General features: G+C 67.6%; 13 protein-coding genes. 6 read left to right on the top strand and 7 right to left on the bottom strand.

Translation table 11 applies throughout. The annotated features are described in order from the left end of the window. Positions 1–43: 43 nt before the first annotated feature. Genes Pla175_RS16765 through Pla175_RS26605 form a run of 4 tightly spaced genes read right to left on the bottom strand, consistent with a single transcriptional unit; the run spans position 44 to position 4907 of the window. On the bottom strand, positions 44–757 hold the full coding sequence (locus Pla175_RS16765; protein WP_145287646.1) for a CpsD/CapB family tyrosine-protein kinase: 714 nt from the start codon (positions 755–757) through the stop codon (positions 44–46). Between the two features lie 45 nt (positions 758–802). Next, positions 803–2353 (bottom strand): GumC family protein, encoded by a 1551-nt coding sequence (locus Pla175_RS16760; protein WP_145287643.1) that lies wholly within the window; start codon positions 2351–2353, stop codon positions 803–805. 24 nt (positions 2354–2377) lie between these two features. Then, a complete protein-coding gene (locus tag Pla175_RS16755; protein ID WP_145287640.1) occupies positions 2378–3754 on the bottom strand; it encodes a glycosyltransferase family 4 protein in 1377 nt (458 codons plus the stop codon). Positions 3755–3779: 25 nt separating this feature from the next. Next, the gene (locus tag Pla175_RS26605) at positions 3780–4907 is read right to left on the bottom strand and encodes a sugar transferase (RefSeq protein ID WP_145287637.1); all 1128 of its coding nucleotides are present in this window, start codon (positions 4905–4907) and stop codon (positions 3780–3782) included. 372 nt (positions 4908–5279) lie between these two features. Between Pla175_RS26605 and Pla175_RS16745 the strand changes: the two genes are divergently transcribed. Next, the gene (locus Pla175_RS16745; protein WP_145287634.1) at positions 5280–6053 is read left to right on the top strand and encodes a GGDEF domain-containing protein; all 774 of its coding nucleotides are present in this window, start codon (positions 5280–5282) and stop codon (positions 6051–6053) included. Between the two features lie 119 nt (positions 6054–6172). Continuing rightward, entirely contained in the window at positions 6173–9169 is a 2997-nt protein-coding gene (locus Pla175_RS16740; RefSeq protein WP_145287631.1) for a DUF4332 domain-containing protein, read from the top strand. Here Pla175_RS16740 and Pla175_RS16735 read toward each other — a convergent pair. After that, a complete protein-coding gene (locus Pla175_RS16735) occupies positions 9166–9738 on the bottom strand; it encodes a methylated-DNA--[protein]-cysteine S-methyltransferase (protein WP_145287628.1) in 573 nt (190 codons plus the stop codon). The genes Pla175_RS16740 and Pla175_RS16735 overlap by 4 nt on opposite strands. Before the next feature lie 166 nt (positions 9739–9904). Here Pla175_RS16735 and Pla175_RS16730 point away from each other — a divergent pair, with 166 nt between their 5' ends. Beyond that, positions 9905–10648: a hypothetical protein gene (locus Pla175_RS16730; protein ID WP_145287625.1), complete on the top strand. Its 744-nt coding sequence runs from the start codon at positions 9905–9907 to the stop codon at positions 10646–10648. A gap of 57 nt (positions 10649–10705) precedes the next feature. Here the strand turns inward: Pla175_RS16730 and Pla175_RS16725 are convergent, their stop codons facing one another. Next, the gene (locus Pla175_RS16725; RefSeq protein ID WP_145287622.1) at positions 10706–11131 is read right to left on the bottom strand and encodes a response regulator transcription factor; all 426 of its coding nucleotides are present in this window, start codon (positions 11129–11131) and stop codon (positions 10706–10708) included. Between the two features lie 162 nt (positions 11132–11293). On the opposite strand from Pla175_RS16725, the gene Pla175_RS16720 reads away from it, so the two are divergent. Together Pla175_RS16720 and Pla175_RS16715 are read left to right on the top strand one after the other, a co-directional pair. Beyond that, complete coding sequence (locus Pla175_RS16720) at positions 11294–11890, top strand: hypothetical protein (RefSeq protein ID WP_145287619.1); 597 nt, start codon at positions 11294–11296, stop codon at positions 11888–11890. Positions 11891–12018: 128 nt separating this feature from the next. Continuing rightward, the gene (locus Pla175_RS16715) at positions 12019–13950 is read left to right on the top strand and encodes a DUF4914 family protein (RefSeq protein ID WP_145287616.1); all 1932 of its coding nucleotides are present in this window, start codon (positions 12019–12021) and stop codon (positions 13948–13950) included. Between the two features lie 70 nt (positions 13951–14020). On the opposite strand, the gene Pla175_RS16710 is transcribed toward Pla175_RS16715, so the two are convergent. Continuing rightward, positions 14021–14566, bottom strand: a complete 546-nt coding sequence (locus Pla175_RS16710) for a response regulator transcription factor (RefSeq protein WP_145287613.1) — start codon at positions 14564–14566, stop codon at positions 14021–14023. A 184-nt stretch (positions 14567–14750) separates the two neighbouring features. On the opposite strand from Pla175_RS16710, the gene Pla175_RS16705 reads away from it, so the two are divergent. Beyond that, entirely contained in the window at positions 14751–17984 is a 3234-nt protein-coding gene (locus Pla175_RS16705) for a DUF5060 domain-containing protein (protein ID WP_145287610.1), read from the top strand. Positions 17985–18013: the final 29 nt, after the last annotated feature.

The raw sequence follows: 18013 nt of genomic DNA, 5'->3' as shown, positions 1-18013 counted from the left end.
GCGGAGTCGTGCTGAGGTTCGGCGGCAGACGAGCGCTCGGCCCCTACCCGACGAGCCAGGCCGGCGCATAGCGACGCTTCGCCGTGAGCACCGCGCCCACCAGGTTGACGCCGTCGGCGCGGAGCCGTGCGACCGCCACCTGAGCGTCACGCCGGCGGACCGCGTCGCTCCTCACGGCGAAAACCGCCGCATCGATCGACCGGGCGAAGAGCAGGGCGTGCCGCATCTCGTCCGCCTCGGGGAGGTCGAACACGACGGTGCGGTACTGGTCTCGCAGTTCGGTCAGCAGCGACTGGAAACGCTGTGGATCGACGCTCGCCCGGTCGAGCAGGTGCGAGGCGCCCAGCGGCATCACGTCGAGCCCGTCCACGGACGACGGGTGGACGCAGGCCTCCAGCGGGGCCGATCCGGAGAGCACGTCGGCCAGACCGGCCGCATCGTGCATGCGGAAGGTGCGGTGCTGTTTGGGGTAGTGCAGGTTCGCGTCGACCAGCAGCACCGGGGACATGCGGTGGTCGGCGGCGCGGATCGCCAGGTTCGCGGCGATCGTGCTCACGCCGTTACGCCTGCCGTAGCCGGTCACGCCGAGCATAGTGGCGCCGTCAGGCTCTTGGTCGACCCGGGAGCGGAGACGCCACAAGATGGTGTCGTAGTACTCAGCCCCGCGTCGCCGTGGAGTCATGACAGACTCCGCGCTCTTGGAGATCCCGGCCGCGTCGGGCAGCGAAGCGTCAATCGTGGGGGAGTCGGTTTGCATGGTCGGGCCTTGTGGCGGCTGTGTGCGAGGGCGACTAGCGGGGGGCTAATAGTTGAGGGTCCGGCCGTGGATCGGGCTGTCCGGGATGGTGGCCAGCACCGGCAGCTCAAGCGTTTCTTCGGCTTCAACGTCGCCGCGGATGCGGGTGTTCAGCTTTTCGCTCGCCACGACCGAGCCCACGGCCACCGCTCCGGCCAGCATGAAACCGCCCAGCAGGCAGAGGGGCTTGGAGGGCTTCACCGGCTTCTGAGCCAGCGTCGCCGCCTGAGCCACCGACACCCCAGAGACCTTCTGGTCTTCCAGGGCCTTGTCCATCCGCGCCTGCTCCAGGTTGTTGGCGTACTGCATGAACTTGTCGCGCGCCAAATGCTCCTCGCGGGCCAAGCGGTCTAGCACAACCTCGTTGCGGTTGAGCTGTTCGAGGTCGGCCAGGATGATCTTGCGCTGCTCGGTGAGCGTCTCGAGCCGCGACTCGAGCCCGGCCACCTGGCTCTGTTCCTTCTTGAAGTCGAGCGTTAGTTCGCGGTGCAGCGGGTTGGCGTCGTCGGTAGACTCCTTGCGGTCAACGCTCTGGGCGTCCACCACTTTCTTTGCCTCTTCGACCTGAGCCGACACGGCTTGGACCAGTGGGTTGCTGTCGGTGTACCGCGACTTCAGGTCGAGCAGCTTGATCTGACGCTCGTAGAGCTGGTCTCGCATCAGGTCGGCGCCCTCGTTCGGCTTGCTGGTGACCGAGGCGACCAGCCGCTCGGGCATCTCATCGAGCTGTTCTTCGAGGTCCTTCATGCGGGCCAGCGACGTCGCAAGGCTCTGCTCGGTCTGGAACGAGTCGAGTTCAATCGATTGGATCTGGTTCTCCAACGTGCTGCGGCGCCCCTCGACCGAGGCGATTCCCATCCGGTTCTTGGCGTCCATCAACGCGTTCTGGGCTTCGTCCAGCCGTGTCTTGAGCTGCCCTTGCTGGTCGGCAAAGAAGTCGCCGGAGTTGGCGTTTCGGTGGATCCGCAGGTGCTCTCGCTGGTAGACGTCGACCAACGCGTCGAGCACTCCCTTGGCGCCCTCGGCGCTCTTGGTGTCGTAGGTGACCACCAGCACGGTCGAGCTGCGGACGGCCTCGATCTTCAGCCCCTCTTCGATCTCGATGACGGCCTGCTCATGATCGCCGACGGGGTCGATGCGTTTGAGCACGCCGATGACGGAGGAGATGCCTTGCTTGATAGTTGCGGTGATAGGGTTGGGCGTCTGATCGCTCTTGGGGCCTCCACGCAGCACGTAATCGGGGCCCAGCTCCTCGACCACCTGGCTCAGCACCCCGCGGCTGCCGAGCACCTCGATGGCCGACTTTACCTCTTCGTCGCGTCCGCTCTGCATCAGGCTGATCGTTTGCCCGGTGGTCGCGGTGGGGTCGATCCCTACGCTCTCGTGGCCCACCTGCAGGAAGAGCCGTGCTTCGGAGCGGTAGGTCCGCGGGAAGTAGAGCGTGACGCCCACGGCCAGCGTCATGATCACCAAGGGCAACACGATGAGCTTGACCTTGTTGCGGAAGACGACCTCCCAGAAGTCGCTTGCGGAGAGCTCGGTGGGCAGCTTGTTCATAGTTCTTAGGGGTGGGCGACGGATTTAGCGTCGGGCGCCAGAGGAGGTCAACAAGCAGGCAGACGAAACCGGAGACAGCGTTGCCTGGGTTTCGGCCGTGGGCAGCAGGGGGCGGGACGAGGGGGCGGCCGCCCTGTGACGCGTGGCGGCCAAGCATTCAGTGTAAACGGCGTCCATCACGGCGGCCCTGGCTTCCCAGCTAAAATCCTCTGCTCGGCGCCGCGCCCCCCGGCTTAATCGTAGCAATCGTTCGCTGTCGTCCTGTAGGCCGCCCAGGGCGGCCGCGAAATCTGAAATGGCCTGCTTCGGAGACCGGACAGCGACCGGGATCGCGCATCCGGGGGTCATGATGTCCCCCGCCCCGGAGTGGTCGAGGCCGACGATCGGGGCGCCGGCCGCCAGGGCCTCCAGCAGGCCGGTGCCCGAGGTGTCTCGCAGGCTGGTGAACGCGAACACGTCCGCCCAGCGGTAGTGCGGCAGCTGTGCGTCGTAGGTCGGCCAACCGACCCACTGCATCCGATCGGCCACGCCGTGCCTGCGCGCTAGGCGTCGCCAGCTAGGCTCGCGGTCCCCCTGGCCCAGCACGCGCACGATGGGCCTGCGGTCGGGGGGGAGCTGGGCGATCGCTCGGATGAGCAGCGGGAGCCCCTTCCAGGTCTTGAGGCGGCCGGCCCACAGCACCCGCAGCGGTTCGGATGGGTCGCGAAGCTCGCGGGGCGGGCAGTCGGGGAGATCGACGCCCGTCTCTAGGTCGCATTGCGAGTCGACCCCCAGGTGCTTCTGCAGCGCCTGCTGGGCGGCCGTGTTGGCGGTCAGAACGTACGCGGCTCGGCGACCCGCGCCGTGCACGCGACGGCTGCACCGCAGCTGCCAACTGTTCACGGCCATGCGGAAAACTTCGCGCGCCCCGCCCAACAAATTGGTCTGGTTCAAGAACCGTGGCGGGTAGCCCTCGGTCCCGCCGACCGGGCCCCAAACGAAGGGGGCGTCAAGCCGCCACGCCTCGCCGGGCTCGCGGAATCCGCAGAAGTTCACCTGATGCACCAGGTCGAACGGGCGGGCGGCGTGCGCCGCCTGGGCCTCCTTGAGCACCCGGCGGTGCCAACCCCGGTAGCCGATGTAATAGAGAAGCGTGGTGTCGCAGAAGCGACGATCCCAGTCCGAGTGTTCGACACGCTGAAAGCAGATCTCCCCGCCCCCCGCGGCGGCTGCTTGCTGGGCGAGCTCAGCGGGCTCGGGCCCCATCGCGTACATCACCGTTACGTCGTGACGCTGCGAGGCGGAGAGGGCGCGACGGAAACCAAGCCTCGACTCCATCGATTCGGATTGGTGGCAAGCGTAGGCCACCAGCAGGATCCGCGGACGCGGACGTCGCTCGGCATGATGAGAGGAAGCCTGCATGGTGCGTTTTGCCGCCCGGGTGGGGCTAGCGGGGGCCTCGGGTGAAAATCACGGCAGGTCCGGTCTGGAGCAGCAGTTTTAAATCATTCCAGAAGCTGTACCGCTGGGCGTACTGCAGGTCCATCCGCACCCATTCATCGAAGCGCACAACGCTCCGCCCATGCACCTGCCAGATACAGGTGATCCCGGGGGTGACCATCAAACGCCGCCGCTGCCACGGCCGGCACGCCAGCGACTCGTCGACGGGGAGCGGCCGGGGGCCGACCAGAGACATCTCGCCGCGGAGCACGTTCCACAGCTGAGGGAGCTCGTCGATGCTGGTCTGCCGCAGGATCCGCCCGATGGGGGTGACGCGCGGGTCGCGACGCATCTTGAAGGCCGGGCCGTCCTGCGTGCTGCGGCGCCGGAGGCGGTCCTTGTACGATTCTGCGTCGTGGCGCATGGTCCGCAGCTTGCAGATGCGGAACCGGCGCCCCCCCAGCCCCTCGCGCTCCTGCCGAAAGAAGACCTCGCCGGGCGTGGTGACGCGGATCGCTAGGGCCGCGGCGCCGATGATTGGCGCCGCAAGCATCAAACCGCACGACGCGCCGACGATGTCGATCGCACGCTTCCAAGCGGGGGTCGCCCGTGCGAAGACGCGGTCGAAGCGGTCGCAGGCGTCTGAGGACATCGACGAGGCGATCAAGTTCGGCTCATTCGGTTCCTTGAGAGACGACGCACCCGAGGAATCTTGAACCTCCTTCCGATTCTGCTCGTCGGGCCCTCGCCGATCTGGGTAGACCAAGACTTCGCATTCGGGGCGCGGGTGGCCGGGCGCGTAAACGTCGCAGATGTCCGCCGCCACCTTCCACGCGCCGGGGGCGCCGGTGTCTGGCAACAGCACGCCGATCCGTCCGTCCTTGAGCCGTCCCGGGGTGTCGGTGAGACGCAGCCTGCCTTCGAGCACACGCAGCAGCAGCGGGAGGGGATCGGGCTGCCCGGCGCCCCTCTTAGGGGGGGCAATCGCCAGCATCGCCAGGACCGAACCATTGCGGTCTACGCGCATCCGCTCGCCAGCGGCCGCGCGTTCGAAGGCCGGCACGCTGAGCAAGAAATCTGACTCTGCGCAAGTGCTGGCGGGCCGGCGCCAACGCATCTGACCAAGGATACTCATTGCGTGCAGTTTCTAGGTTGTTTAAGAACGCCTGGCAGAGCGGTCCATGGACAAGATGCGTAGCCTGGGCTACGCGGCTGGGCCATTCGGATGTGTTGGAAAAGCGGGCCGAAGCGATACAACGCCACTGCCGCTGGTTGGGGGGTCGGGAAGATCCAAAGCGGTTCTTCGGCGGGCGGACGAGCAGCAAAACCAGACGAAATGGGCGCCTGGACGCATCGCAAGTCTCCGCCGAGTATAGTCAAGCTTGCATGCATGTCGAGGAGTAAATCCGCGGAAAGCCGAACCGCTGGCTGCGGCTTTCCGTGAGCCCCCCCCCCGTTGTGGTGGCGGTTGTTGCACCAACGCCGCCACCACCCAGACCCCCGCCTGATGAATCACGACGACCAGCAGCGCCTTTCGGCGCTTGAGGCCCTTGCGGCGATAAGCAGCGACCTCGTAGCGGTGAGCTGTGTTCATCCGCCGGCGCGGCTAATCGCCTCTACGCCCGGATTCGACGCTTGGATGGCCCAGCGCGGCGTTGGCTTAGAGGTTTTGCTGAAATCGACCGCCAGCGACGGCCCGGACCCGCTTGAGTCGGACGGGTGGCGTCTCGAGACGCGCGCCGTTGACGGGGACCCCTCGCTGCGGGCTATTCGTGTTGTTTCGGCGGATGCATCCGGCGTCATCCCGCCGCCGACGATCGACAGCGTGTCCGGGGTCGCTGCCCGGGCGTCGCTCGACCAACAGATCTCCCGTTGGTTCGCCCGCGCCGGGGCGTCGCCGTTTGCGCTGGTTTTTGTTGACATCAACGCGTTCAAGGCCGTGAACGACCACCACGGCCACCTCGCGGGCGACGACTGCCTCCGCCAGATCGCGACGCAGCTAACCGAATCGGTGCGAGACTCCGACTTCGTCGGTCGCTACGGCGGCGACGAGTTCGTGGTGCTGCTTGCCGGCGTCACCACCGCCCAAGAGCTTCATCCCCTCGTCGATCGCCTCCGCAAAGCGGTATCCGCCTCAGAAACTGCTTCTGATGGAGAAAGTCAGGTGGCGGCCAGCGTCGGGGCGGCCTTGTCGTCCGAAGGGTACGGCTCCGCCCGCGACCTGCTAGCGGCCGCCGATCGCCGGATGTACGACGAGAAACGGGGCTCGCGGCCCAGGTAGGCACGCCTTCTCAAGCCCCGGCGCGAAAAAACCGGCGTAGCCGCGCCGCCGCAAATCGCCCAAACTAAGGGGGTCTGGGCCGCGACGCCCATTGTCCGCAGGGAAGCAGAGACACCAACGTGAAGATCGAACGCATAGCTTGTCGAGGGATCGATAGCCGCGAGCCCTGGGTAGAGGACTCGCTTTCCACCGGGCTGAACTACATCCCCCAGCGCCTCCCGCAGGTGCTGTCGATGGTCGGCGCCATGCTCTGGGGCGAGCGTCCCTGGCTGGGCGATGTCGACGCAGACGGTCAAATCGAGCTGGTAACCCGCGGCGGTCACCTCCGAGTGTCCCACTCCGCTGTAAACGGGGCGCCTCGCATCTCCGTGTCGCGCGGCGACGGCGGACCGGCGCCCGGCGTATCGGCCGGCGGCATCGCCGACGCGCTCCCTAGGGAGCTGGCCGGCAACGTTCTGCACCTGCGTGGCGACGACCCGCTAACGCTCGATCGCTTGTTGTCCGAGCCGGTCGCCCGGGCGATGCAGCAGGTCGTCGGCGGCGGCGGCAGCGCCCGCCGCGTCGCAACCGATATCGAACCCCTGCTCAGGCGCCGCGACGAGATCGCTCAGCGTCTGGAGACCTCCTTGGCGCAATCCCGCGAGCGGGCCGTGAAGATCGACCGCGAGCTGGCCGAGCTGAGCGCGCGCCGCGCGCCGCTGGTCGTCAGGCTCGAGTCGGCCGAGCAAGAGCTAAGCCGGATCGAGGCCCAGCTCGCGTCCGCGCAGTCGCAGGCACGCTACGACGAGATCGCCCGCGCGGCCCGCGCCTCGGCAGACGAGCGGCTGACCGACGGCGTTGAGCAACGCATCGAGGAACTCGACGGCCAGGTCGACCGCTGGCGGCGCACGCTCTCCGACCTGCAACTGCGCGAGTCGGCCGTCCGCGGTGAGCTGGCGGACGTTCGCCCGAAAGAGTCGAAGCCCGGAATCGCGCTGGCCGATACGCGGGCCTCGCTGGCGGTGGTGCGTCGGCTGCTCCGCGACCTCGAAGGGGAAGTGGCCCGGTTCGCCCGCGCCGCGGGCCCCGGCGCCTGCGTGTGCCAGGACGCCCACCCGCGGCTCGACCCGTTGGTGGCCACCCTCGGCGAGCACGTGGCGCGGCTCAGCCTGCTGGCCGATCAGCAGGGCAGGGCCCTGCATTGGGGGCAGCTTGAGGACGAGGCCGAGCACATCGGCCGATCGCAAAGCGAGCTGCGCCAGCAGCTCGAGTGCCTGCTGAGCCAGCGTGAAGAGCTGCTCCGCAGCACGCGGCTGCGGGTCGAGGAGCCGGCGGATCGCGCCGCAGTGATCGACCCGGCTCAACGCGAGGCCCTTGCCCGCCGCCGACGCGAACTAGTTGATCTTGTCGGTTCTATCTCCGCAGAGCTTGCGGCCCTGGACGCACAAGACGAGCGACGCCGGCGCGATCGCGCCGCCGGGATGTCGGCCGCGGAGCTGGACGCCCTGCGAGAGGAGCTGCGCCAGATCGAGAGCGAGCTGGCGGACGGCCCCCACCGTGCCCGGCGCCACGCCGCGCCCAGCGGGTGGCGGGCGTCCGACCTGCTGGCCAAGCTCTCCGACGGCCGCTTGGTCGATGTCGACCTGGCGCGCGGCGGCAGGTCTGCGGTGGTCACCTCGGTTTCTGGGCAACGCACCGCGGTAGACGATCTCCCGCCCAGCGACCGCCAGCTATTGGCGCTCAGCTTTGCCCTCGCGCTCGCCTCGGAGCTTGCCACGACCCAGGATTGCCCGCCGCTGCTGGCGGACGAACCCTTCGCGGGCCTCGACGATCGGCACACCGCGATCGCCGCGGGGGTGCTGTGCGACTTCGCGGCGCGCGGCGCGCAGGTGCTGCTGTGGACCGAGAACCGGACGGCGATCGAACGCTTTGAGCTGCTGGGCGCCCACCGCGTCCGCAATGGTGTCGTGGCGCCGCGGCCGATCGCCCCGGTCGTGCAGGCGCCCGTCTCAGAGCCCGCTCCGCTCCCTGTCGAAACGCCCGTCGAACGGCCCGCTGCCGAGGCGGTGACCCAGCGGATGCGGCTTGAAGACGAGTTCCTGTTGCGTCCGGAGGACGCGATCGAGCGCTTCCCGGTGCGTGTCGACGGGCAGTCGGGCGTCTTCCAGGGGAGCCGCGTGTCGGTGATCGCCGACCTGCTGTCGGCCGACCCCGAAGCGCTGGCTCAAGAGCTCCGCCACGACGTGCCCGCCGAACTCGTCGCGCTGTGGCAGACGCACGTGGGGCTGGTTTGCTTCGTCCAGGGGCTGACCCTCGGCGACGCTCAGCTTCTGACGTCGGTTGGCGTGTTCGGCGTCTCCGGGCTGGCCGAGCTCGACGCCGGCCGCCTCATCGCCCGCTGCGACGAGATCGGCCAAGGAGACCGGATCGATCTCGAGAAGGCGCAGGCCTGGATCGCCCGCGCCCGCACGTCCCTGACGCGCGTCTCGGACGATCGGCACTACCGCGGCTGGCGGCAGTGGGCAGACGCACGCAGCGCGCTGCTGCACGACTGCCGGCTGGACGGCCGCGCAGAGCGGCACTCCCCCGCGCGACCCCCGCGGCGCCGCGAAGAGCGCTCGGGCGAGCCACGCGTCAAACGCGGCGGACCACGCCGGAAGGCAAAACCTGAAGCACAAGGATCGACCAAGCCGTCACGCCCGCGGTTCTACCTAGAAACCTCGAGCCCGGTTGTCGACGCGCCGGCGATCGGTCCGAAGATGGCCGAGTCGCTTGCGCGCCTCGGCGTCCGCACGGTAGACGACCTGCTAACGGCCGAACCCGACGCGTTGGCCGAGCGCCTCGATCGTAGCGGCGTAGACGCCCAACGGATCGTTGCTTGGCAGCACCAGTCTCGGCTGGTGTGCCGGGTGCCGGGGATGCGCGGTCACGACGCACAAATCTTGGTCGCCTCGGGGTTCACCACGCCCGAAGAGATCGCCCGCATCAAGCCGGAAGAGCTGCTGGCGTTCGTCGAGCCCTTCTGCCAATCGACCGAAGGGCAGCGGGTGCTGCGTACGTCGCCGGCGCCCGACCTGGAAGAGGTGACCCACTGGGTCGGGTGGGCCCGCAAAGCGCGGGAGCTTCAGCCGGCCTAGGCGAACAGCCGCAGCATCGGACGCGTTTCTAGGTCGAGCATTCTGCGTTTGAGGTCGACCCCGGTGGGGGCCGAGAAGCCGCGTAGGTCGCCCCCGGCGCCGACCACGCGGTGGCAGGGGACGACGATCGCCCAACGGTTGTTGGCCATCACGCTCCCCACCGCGCGGGCGGCACCGGGCGAGCCGGCGCGGCCCGCCAGGCCCTTGTAGGAGCTGGTTTCGCCCCAGCCGAGGCCGCGGCACGCGACGATCACCCGCTGGGCGAACGGGGTGAGCTGCTGGTCGTCGATCCGGAAGTCGTCGAACGCTACGCACTCTCCGCAGGCGTAGCGCCCGAGGCGTTCGCCGAGCCGTTCCGCCAGCCGCTGGGCCTCGGATCGGGGCGTCTTGGGCGGCGTCCCGCCGAGGGCCGCGACCGCGTCGCCGCGGGTCGCCGCGCCGATGGTCACCCGCCGAACCACCGACCCGCTGCAACGCCAAGCCATCCAGCCGAGCTCTGTTTTCGCCGCGGCGATCGCGTCAGAACTTCCGGCAACCCGATCCTGTTGGGACGATTGGACAGCAGCCATCGGTTATTTCTCTGGGGTCGCCCGCTTTGACACTGTGCAGACCCCGATTCTATACTTCAGCAACGCGCCCACCCAATGGCCAAGCGCCGGTCAAACGCAATCTTGGCGTTTGTCCTCAGCGTGATGATGGAGCGACCGCATAGACAACCAGGGAGATTCTCGCGGCATGAACCGATATGCCTCGCTGGCCGACGACTTTTACGTCAACCTGAATCTCAACACAGAAATGGAGCTCTCCAGCAGCCGAGAAACGGTGCTGCACTTCGCCGAGCAGATGCAGAAGAAGTACCCGCAGATGCGGAACTTCTACGCCCGCGACAAGGGCGACCACGTGCTAGAAGAGGACAAGGACAGCGGCGTCTATCGGTGGTGTTCTGTAGAACCGCGGCGGATCGGCTCCGGGTACGTGAACCCCGAGTCGGTGCCGGACGCCCTCGAGCAGCACCGCATGGTGCTCGACCTGGCGCCCTACGTGCTGAGCGTCAGCCCGCTGGACTGCGAGGCGCTCGACCTGCTGATCGGTTTCGACTTCAACTACCGCGGCAACCACAACCGCCTGGTGGCCGAGGCGCTGGGCGTGTGCCCGGCGTTTGAGAAGCTGGCGTCGATGCCCGGCGCTGCGTTCATGAGCAACGAGCCCAACCTCACGATCGCCCTGGACGAGGACTGCCGGGTGCAGTGCCGGGTGAGCATCGAGACCCGCTCGGCGCCCTACCACATCCGCACCGGCGAGTACCAGGACGACCAACTGAGCGTCTACATCACGGCCCGCCGCTACGGCAGCTTGGACCGCGGTCAGACCTACCTCGACGCGTTCAAGCAGCTCGAGTCGATCGCGTTCGAGGTGGTCGACGGCTACGTGGTCGACAGCGTGCTGGAGCCGCTGGCGAGGTCGATCTCGCTGGACTAGCGGTAGGATGGGTCGAGTCCGCCGCAGGCGGACTTTGACCCATCACGTAGCGAGGCGCTACTGCACCAGCCGCTTGACGCTCTCGATCAGCCGGTCCATCGGGAACGGCTTGCGGATGTAGTCGTCCACCCCCAGCATCTCGGCGTAGGCCTTGTGCCTGGCGCCCTCGTTGGCGGTGATCATGATCACGCGGGGCGGGGTTTCGCGGGTGCGGCGCAGCTTCTCCAGCACCAAGAACCCGCTGCGTTTGGGCATCATCATGTCCAAGATCACCAGGTCCGGGTCTTCGCGCTCCGTGAGCGCCAGGCCCTGGTTGCCGTCGCGGGCCACCAGCACCTCGAAGCCGTTGGCCTCGAGGGCAAGCCGGAGCGATTCGATGATGTCTGCGTCGTCGTCAACCAGCAGAATCCGCTTGGGCGCCTCGGACTTGGGCGATGCGGCTTTCTTCTTGGTGGTCTTGGTTTCCGCGCTATCCTTGGCCATCTTCGCTTGACTCGTCGATACCGGCCGCCGCCGCCAAACGGGGCCGAGGGGAGGGCAGGGTAAGCCAGTAGGTATACCCGGTAGAAGCTAGATTTCCAACCTCCCTCAGGGGGCAGGGCGTCTTGGCGAGACCCTGCACGGGGCGGTACGCTGACGCCGCCCATGCCCAAACGATCCAAGAAAAACGGCCCCCGCTCCGGGACGCGTTCCGAGACGCACGACGCGCTCAAGCTCCGCAAGCTTGAGTCGGGGGCCGGGTACGTGCTGGTCCACCCCCGCTGCGTCCGCGACCGGGCCGAAGACATCGAGGAAGTCCGGCTGATGATCGACGCCGGCGAGCTCGAAGTCGCCACAGACGAGATCCGTTGGCTGCTCTCCGGCTGCAGCGCGTTTGTTGAGGCGCACCTGCTGGCCGGCGTGATTGCCGTTGAGTTGTCCAACGACGTGAAGCTGGCCCGCGGGCACTTCGGCTACGCCTACGGCCTGGGGCTCAAGGCGCTGCACGCCGCCAAGTTCGCCGGGCCGCTGCTGGCGGCTCAGCCGGCCAACGGACCCTGGCACGAGGCGGGGCGGGGGCTCGCTTGGTGCCTGCAGCGGCTCGACAAGGCCGCCATGGCGGACGAGGTGGTCGCCACGCTGCTTGCCGCGGACGCCAGCGACCCGATGGGGGTCGCGGAGCTGATCCGCTCGATGCGTGCGCCCAGCGATCCGCTGTTCCAGATCGATCTGCCCCCCTCGCCGGGCACGGGACCTAAATAACCGTCGCGTGCCGGTCCCCGGTTGGATCGCCCGCGGCCGCCGCCCGCGAGGCTTGTACGCACTTGAACCCGCGCCGCCGAGCGGTTCAAGTAGTCCCCCGAGAACCAACTTTCGCACCGAGGCCCGACATGCCTATCCCACAGCTCCCCGGCATCACCCTTTCGGGCTCCGTGATGTCGATACTCGAGGCCGCAGAAGCGGCAGGCCGGCTGACGGTTGTCGAGTCGGTAGATCAGCTCGTGGCGCTCGCGGCGCCGGACGAGCTGCTGGACGACGCCGGTTTTTACACCGTGGGCTACGACGTTCCGGGCCGGGGCTTTGTGCCCGAGGCGAAGGTCTGCCACACCAAGAACGGCGTGGCGGCCAACTACCTCGACCCCTACATGCGGCGCCGCGACCCCGACTGCATGGTGATCGCGGACGAGCAGCACACGGACAAGCCGACCTACCGTGGCCGGTTCGGCGAGAGCTTCGACGGGGTCCGCGGCGAAACGATCGAGTGGCTCAAGACGCAGCCGATCGCGTGCTTTTTCTTTGAGTCGGGCCTGCCGGACAAACCGCTCAACGCCGTGGCGATCTGCCCGGCCAACGCCGGCTTCTTCGCGTTGGGGCTGGCGCTGCTGCAGGGCGTTGTGCCCCTGAAGAAGGTGCTGGACCAAGGGGAAGACTACTACCACGAAGCCGCGGTGTTCGTGGCGCCGCCGTTCCGCCACACCCACTTCGACGGCAAGCAGTTGGTGGTGCACAACCGCCGGTTCGACGACAACCTGCGTCTGCACGAGCTGTTCAGCTACAACCTCTACCCGGGCCCCTCCGCCAAGAAGGGGGTCTACGGCATGCTGCTGACCCTCGGCGAGCGGGCCGAGACGCCGTGGACGACGGCGCACTGCTCCACCGTGCAGGTGGTCACGCCGTACGACAACGTCACCACCATCATGCACGAGGGCGCCAGCGGCGGCGGCAAGAGCGAGATGCTGGAGCTGATGCACCGCGAGGCCGACGGCCAGGTGCGGCTCGGCACGAACACGGTGACCGGCGACACCCGGATGCTGGCCCTGCCGCGTGGCTGCGAGCTGCGGCCCGTCACGGACGACATGGCCCTGTGCCACCCCAACCTGCAAGATCAATCCGATCGTCCCGGCCGGCTGTCGTTGATGGACGCAGAGAACGCGTGGTTCATCCGCGTGAATCACATCACGCGCTACGGGATCGACCCCCACCTCGAGCGGCTGTCGATCCAACCCCCCGGACCGCTGCTGTTCCTGAACCTGCAGGCCCAGCCGGGGGCGACAACGCTCATCTGGGAGCACACGCTGGACGAGCCGGGGAAGCCTTGCCCCAACCCCCGTGTGGTGGTTCCCAGGCAGTACGTGCCGAACGTAGTCAGTCATCCGGTGACCGTAGGGATCCGCAGCTTCGGCGTGCGTTGTCCCCCGTGCACACGCGAGAACCCCACCTACGGCATCCTGGGCTTGTTCCACATCCTGCCCCCGGCGCTTGCGTGGTTGTGGCGGCTGGTAGCCCCCCGCGGGCACGGGAACCCCTCGATTGTCGATCAAGAGGGGATGCAGTCCGAGGGGGTTGGCTCCTACTGGCCGTTCGCGACCGGCCGGCGGGTCGATCAGGCGAATATCCTGCTCAACCAGGTGCGCGACACTTCGGGCACGCTGTTCGTGCTGATCCCGAATCAGCACGTCGGCTGTTGGGAAACCGGTTTCGCGCCGCAGTGGATCGCCCGCGAGTACCTCGCCCGCCGCGGCGGCACACGGTTCCCGCTCAGCGAGATGAAGGATTCCCGCTGCCCCCTGCTGGGCTGGCGGCGGGAGAAGATCCAGGTGGAAGGGCAGACGATCGGCTCCTGGTTCCTCGACGTCTCGAAGCAGCCCGAGGTGGGCGAGGAAGCCTACGACATCGGCGCCAAGCTGCTCGCCCAGTTCTTCCACGACCAGCTCGCCAACTTCCAGCACGCCGACCTCGACCCGCTAGGGAAAGAAATCATCCAAGCATGCCTGAGCGGCGCCAGCGTGGGCGACTACTACAACCTGCTCCCCAGCGAGTGAGCAATCAGCCTAGAAAGCAGCCCCCTGGAGAGAAGCCAATAGCCGACGGGCTCCGCCCCGTCGACGCCTCTCAAGGCGCCAGCTTCTTCAGCTTCCGCTGCAGCGTGCGCCGCGGGATGCCCAAGTGCTCGGCGGCGCGGGTGATGTTCCCCCCGCAATCGGCCAGCGCCTGCTGGATGTGATTCCACTCCGCCTCGGCCAGCGACGGTGCGTGCAGGTCTTCCGGACGGGGGCGAGGAGTGTCGGCCGCGCTCCCGCGGCGGAATGCTTCGAGCACCTGATCGGCGTCCGCCGGCTTGGTGACGTAGTTCACGGCGCCGGCGTGGATGGCGTCGACCGCGTTGGTGATGCTGCCGTAGCCGGTAAGGATGACGACCTTGGTCTTGGGCGAGACCCGCAAGAGCTCTGGGAGCAGTTCCAGCCCGCTGCGTCCGGGCATCTTGAGGTCGAGCACGGCCAGGTCGGGCGCGCTGGCGGCCGCCAGCTCCAGCGCCTCGTCGGCGCCCTCGGCGGCGCGGACCGACAGACCCCGACGTACCAGCGCGCGAGCCAGCCGCTCGCGCAGCAGCTCGTCGTCGTCCACCACTAAGATTGATTTGCCGGCGAGTTCCATCATCGTCTCTGTATGATCCGCTGCCGCGGGCGGCGACGCAACCGCAAAGGGGCAATGCGATTTTTCCGGCCCGGGTGGGCAAGAAACTGCTCGCACGCGCGCCGCCGCGACGCTACAATCTTGCGAGAAAGCGCGAACCACAGGTGGGGACGCCGCTCGTCTTTTCACTTTTCTTAGGGATCAAGGCATGAGAGCTTTTAGGTTCGGGGCCCTGGCTGTTCTTCTTTTGGCGGGCCGTTGTTGGGCCGCCGACGCAACGGCGCCAATCGCCGAAGGGGTTGTCTTCGAAGAGCGTTACGGCGTGCTGGCGATCGAGGCAGAGCACTTCGCATCGCAGTCCAAGACAGACACACGTGCTTGGCATCGGACCACGACCGAAGACTCCGCAGACGCGCACGCGTCGGCCGGGCGGGATGTTGACCCTTCGCACGCCGCAGGGGCGAGCGGCGGGGCCTATCTTGAGATCCTGCCCGACACGCGCGCCAACCACGACGAGAAGCTCATCCCAGGGGAGAACTTCTCTCCCACGCCCGGCGAGCACGCCGTGCTGACCTACAAGACCTACTTCAACACGCCGGGGCGGTACTACGTGTGGGCCCGTGCCTACTCAACCGGACCCGAGGACAACGGCATCCACTTTGGCCTCGACGGCCAGTGGCCCGCGACGGGTCAGCGGTGGCAGACCGTTGCCAAGAACAAGTGGCATTGGGAGAGCAAGCAACGCACCGAAGAAGAGCACACCGGCGTCCCCTTCCTGCTGTACCTCGACATCGAGCAGCCGGGCGAACACGAGCTGATGGTCTCGATGCGGGAAGACGGGTTTGAGCTCGACAAGATCGTGCTGACCACCCAGCGCGAAGAGGCCCGCCCGGACGGAGTCGGACCCGACCCCGTAGTGCGAGCCGGCAAGGCGCCCGCGGCGTACCCCTTCCGCAAACCGCAGCAATCCGCGGTCGCCGCTCAAAAGGCGTTCCCGGCGCACTGGGGCGAGCCGCCGGCGGTGCAGACCCGCGACCTCCAGCCCCTGCCGGGGGGCTACGGCCAGGGGAGCGGCACGCTCGCCGAGTGGATCCAAGAGAACCTCGACAACGACAGGGCAGCGGTCACGCTGACGATCGAAGCCAACGAGTTCCCCACGCAGGGCGCCGGGTACTACCTCGATCGCGGGCAGTGGATGGCGATCAACCCAGAAACGAACAAAGAAGCCACGGCCGAAACCGCTTTTGCGTTCCCAAACGGCCTCTACGACGTGACGCTGCAAGCCGTGGGCGAGAGCGACGGGCAGTCGACCTACCTCGTGCTGGTGAACGACGAGCCGATCGGCGATTTCCGCTGCCCTTTGTCGCAGGAAACCTTCGAGGAGGCGCCCAAGTACGCCGTCACCTGGAAGAACGTGCCCGTTAACTCGGGCGACGTGGTGAAAGTAAGTTCTGCAATCGCCTCGGCCGACGGGAAAGAGTACAGCCGGGCCCGCTGGGCGCGGCTGGTGTTCAAGCCTGCCAACGAGGCCACCGTGGCCGCGGTCGCCGCGATCGCGCCGAAGAAGGCCGAGGCCGCGGCGCCGGCCAAGCGGGTCAACAAGGGTCCACGTGGCGAGCGTGGCGACGGTTCGGTAAGCGTCTCCGGCGAGCCGAAGCAGTGGCACAAGGTGACCCTGACGCTGGACGGCCCGTTCGCCAATGAAGCCGACTCGGCCCCCAACCCCCATACCGATATCCGCTTCGACGCGGTCTTTACCCACGAGTCGGGCGGCCCCAGCTACCGCGTGCCGGGCTACTTCGCGGCCGACGGCGACGCCGGCAACACCTCGGCCCAGGCGGGCACGAAGTGGCGCGTGCACTTCGCCCCCGACAAGGTCGGCAAGTGGAACTACCAGCTAGAGATGGCGCGCGGCCCCGGCGCCGCTCTGGACGGCGGCGGCAAGGCGATGCCCCGTTTCGATGGCAAGAAGGGCCAGATCGAGATCGCCGCCAGCGACAAGTCGGGCCGCGACTTCCGCGGCCAGGGCCGGCTCAACTACGTAGGGGGCCCCTACCTGAAGTTCGCGGGGAGCGGCAAGCCGTTCGTCAAGGCGGGCGCCGACGCCCCCGAGACGCTGCTGGCCTACACCGACTTCGACGACACGACCGCCCATAAGGGGAGCGTGCCGCTGAAGACCTGGAAGGCGCACGAGCAGGACTACCGCACCGGCGACCCGAGCTGGAAGGACGGCAAAGGAAAGGGGCTGATCGGCGCGCTCAACTACCTGGCCAGCAAGGGCCTGAACGCGTTCTCCTTCCTCCCCTACAACGCCGGCGGCGACGGCGACAACGTGTGGCCCTTTGCCTCGCGTGAAGACAAGCTGCACTACGACTGCTCGAAGCTCGACCAGTGGGGCGTTGTGTTCGACCACGGCACGGCGCAGGGCTTGTTCTTGCACTTCAAGCTGCAAGAGAACGAGATGGACGACGACCGCCGAGGCCACGACGCCGACAGCAGCGGCGCGGGAGTCGCCGAGTCGCTCGACGGGGGCAAGCTGGGCCCCGAGCGGAAGCTCTACTGCCGGCAGATGATCGCCCGTTTTGGCCACAACCTGGCGCTCAACTGGAACATCGGCGAGGAGAACACGCAGTCGACCCAAGAGATCAAGGACATGGCCTCTTACCTCGACAAGACCGACCCGTACAAGCACCCGGTCGTGATCCACACGTTCCCCAACCAGCAAGACAAGGTCTACAAGCCGCTGCTGGGCGACGCGTCGAAGCTGGCCGGCGCCTCGCTGCAGAACAGTTGGAACGACGTGCACCACCTCACCAAGAAGTGGGTCGACGCCTCGCGCGAGGCGGGCAAGCCGTGGGTGGTGGCCAACGACGAGCAGGGCCCCGCCAGCGACGGCGTCCCCTCCGACCCCGGCTACGAGGGCAAGGACGGCGTCGTCCGGCAAGGCAAGTCTTCCTACAACCTCGACGACATCCGCAAGCACACGCTGTGGGGCAACCTGATGGCGGGGGGCGCGGGGGTGGAGTACTACTTCGGCTACAAGCAGCCGCAGAACGACCTGGTGTGCGAAGACTACCGCAGCCGCGACAAGAGCTGGGACTACTGCCGGATCGCGCTAGAGTTCTTCGGCCGCGACGACATCCCGCTGACCGAGATGACCTGTCTCGACGAGCTGGTGGGCAACCCCAAGCACGACAACTCCCGCTACTGCTTCGCCAAGCCGGGCGAGCTGTACCTGGTCTACCTGCCCAAGAGCGAGCAGGCGAAGCTCGACCTCTCGGGGCAATCCGGGGAGTTCTCGGTCCGCTGGTTCAACCCCCGCACCGGCGGCGAGCTGGTCCAGGGCGCCGTCGACTCGGTGAAGGGGGGCGGAGAAGTCAGCCTAGGTCAGCCGCCGAAGCAGTCCTCGGAAGACTGGCTGGCGGTGGTGCGGAAGAAGTAGGCCAACAGGGTCGGCGATGGCTCAGCCGC

It is taken from the genome of Pirellulimonas nuda, assembly GCF_007750855.1.
GTDB classification, from domain to species: Bacteria; Planctomycetota; Planctomycetia; order Pirellulales; family Lacipirellulaceae; genus Pirellulimonas; species Pirellulimonas nuda.
Note: the sequence above shows the minus strand (reverse complement) of the source record. Positions and strands in the feature narration are given on the sequence as shown.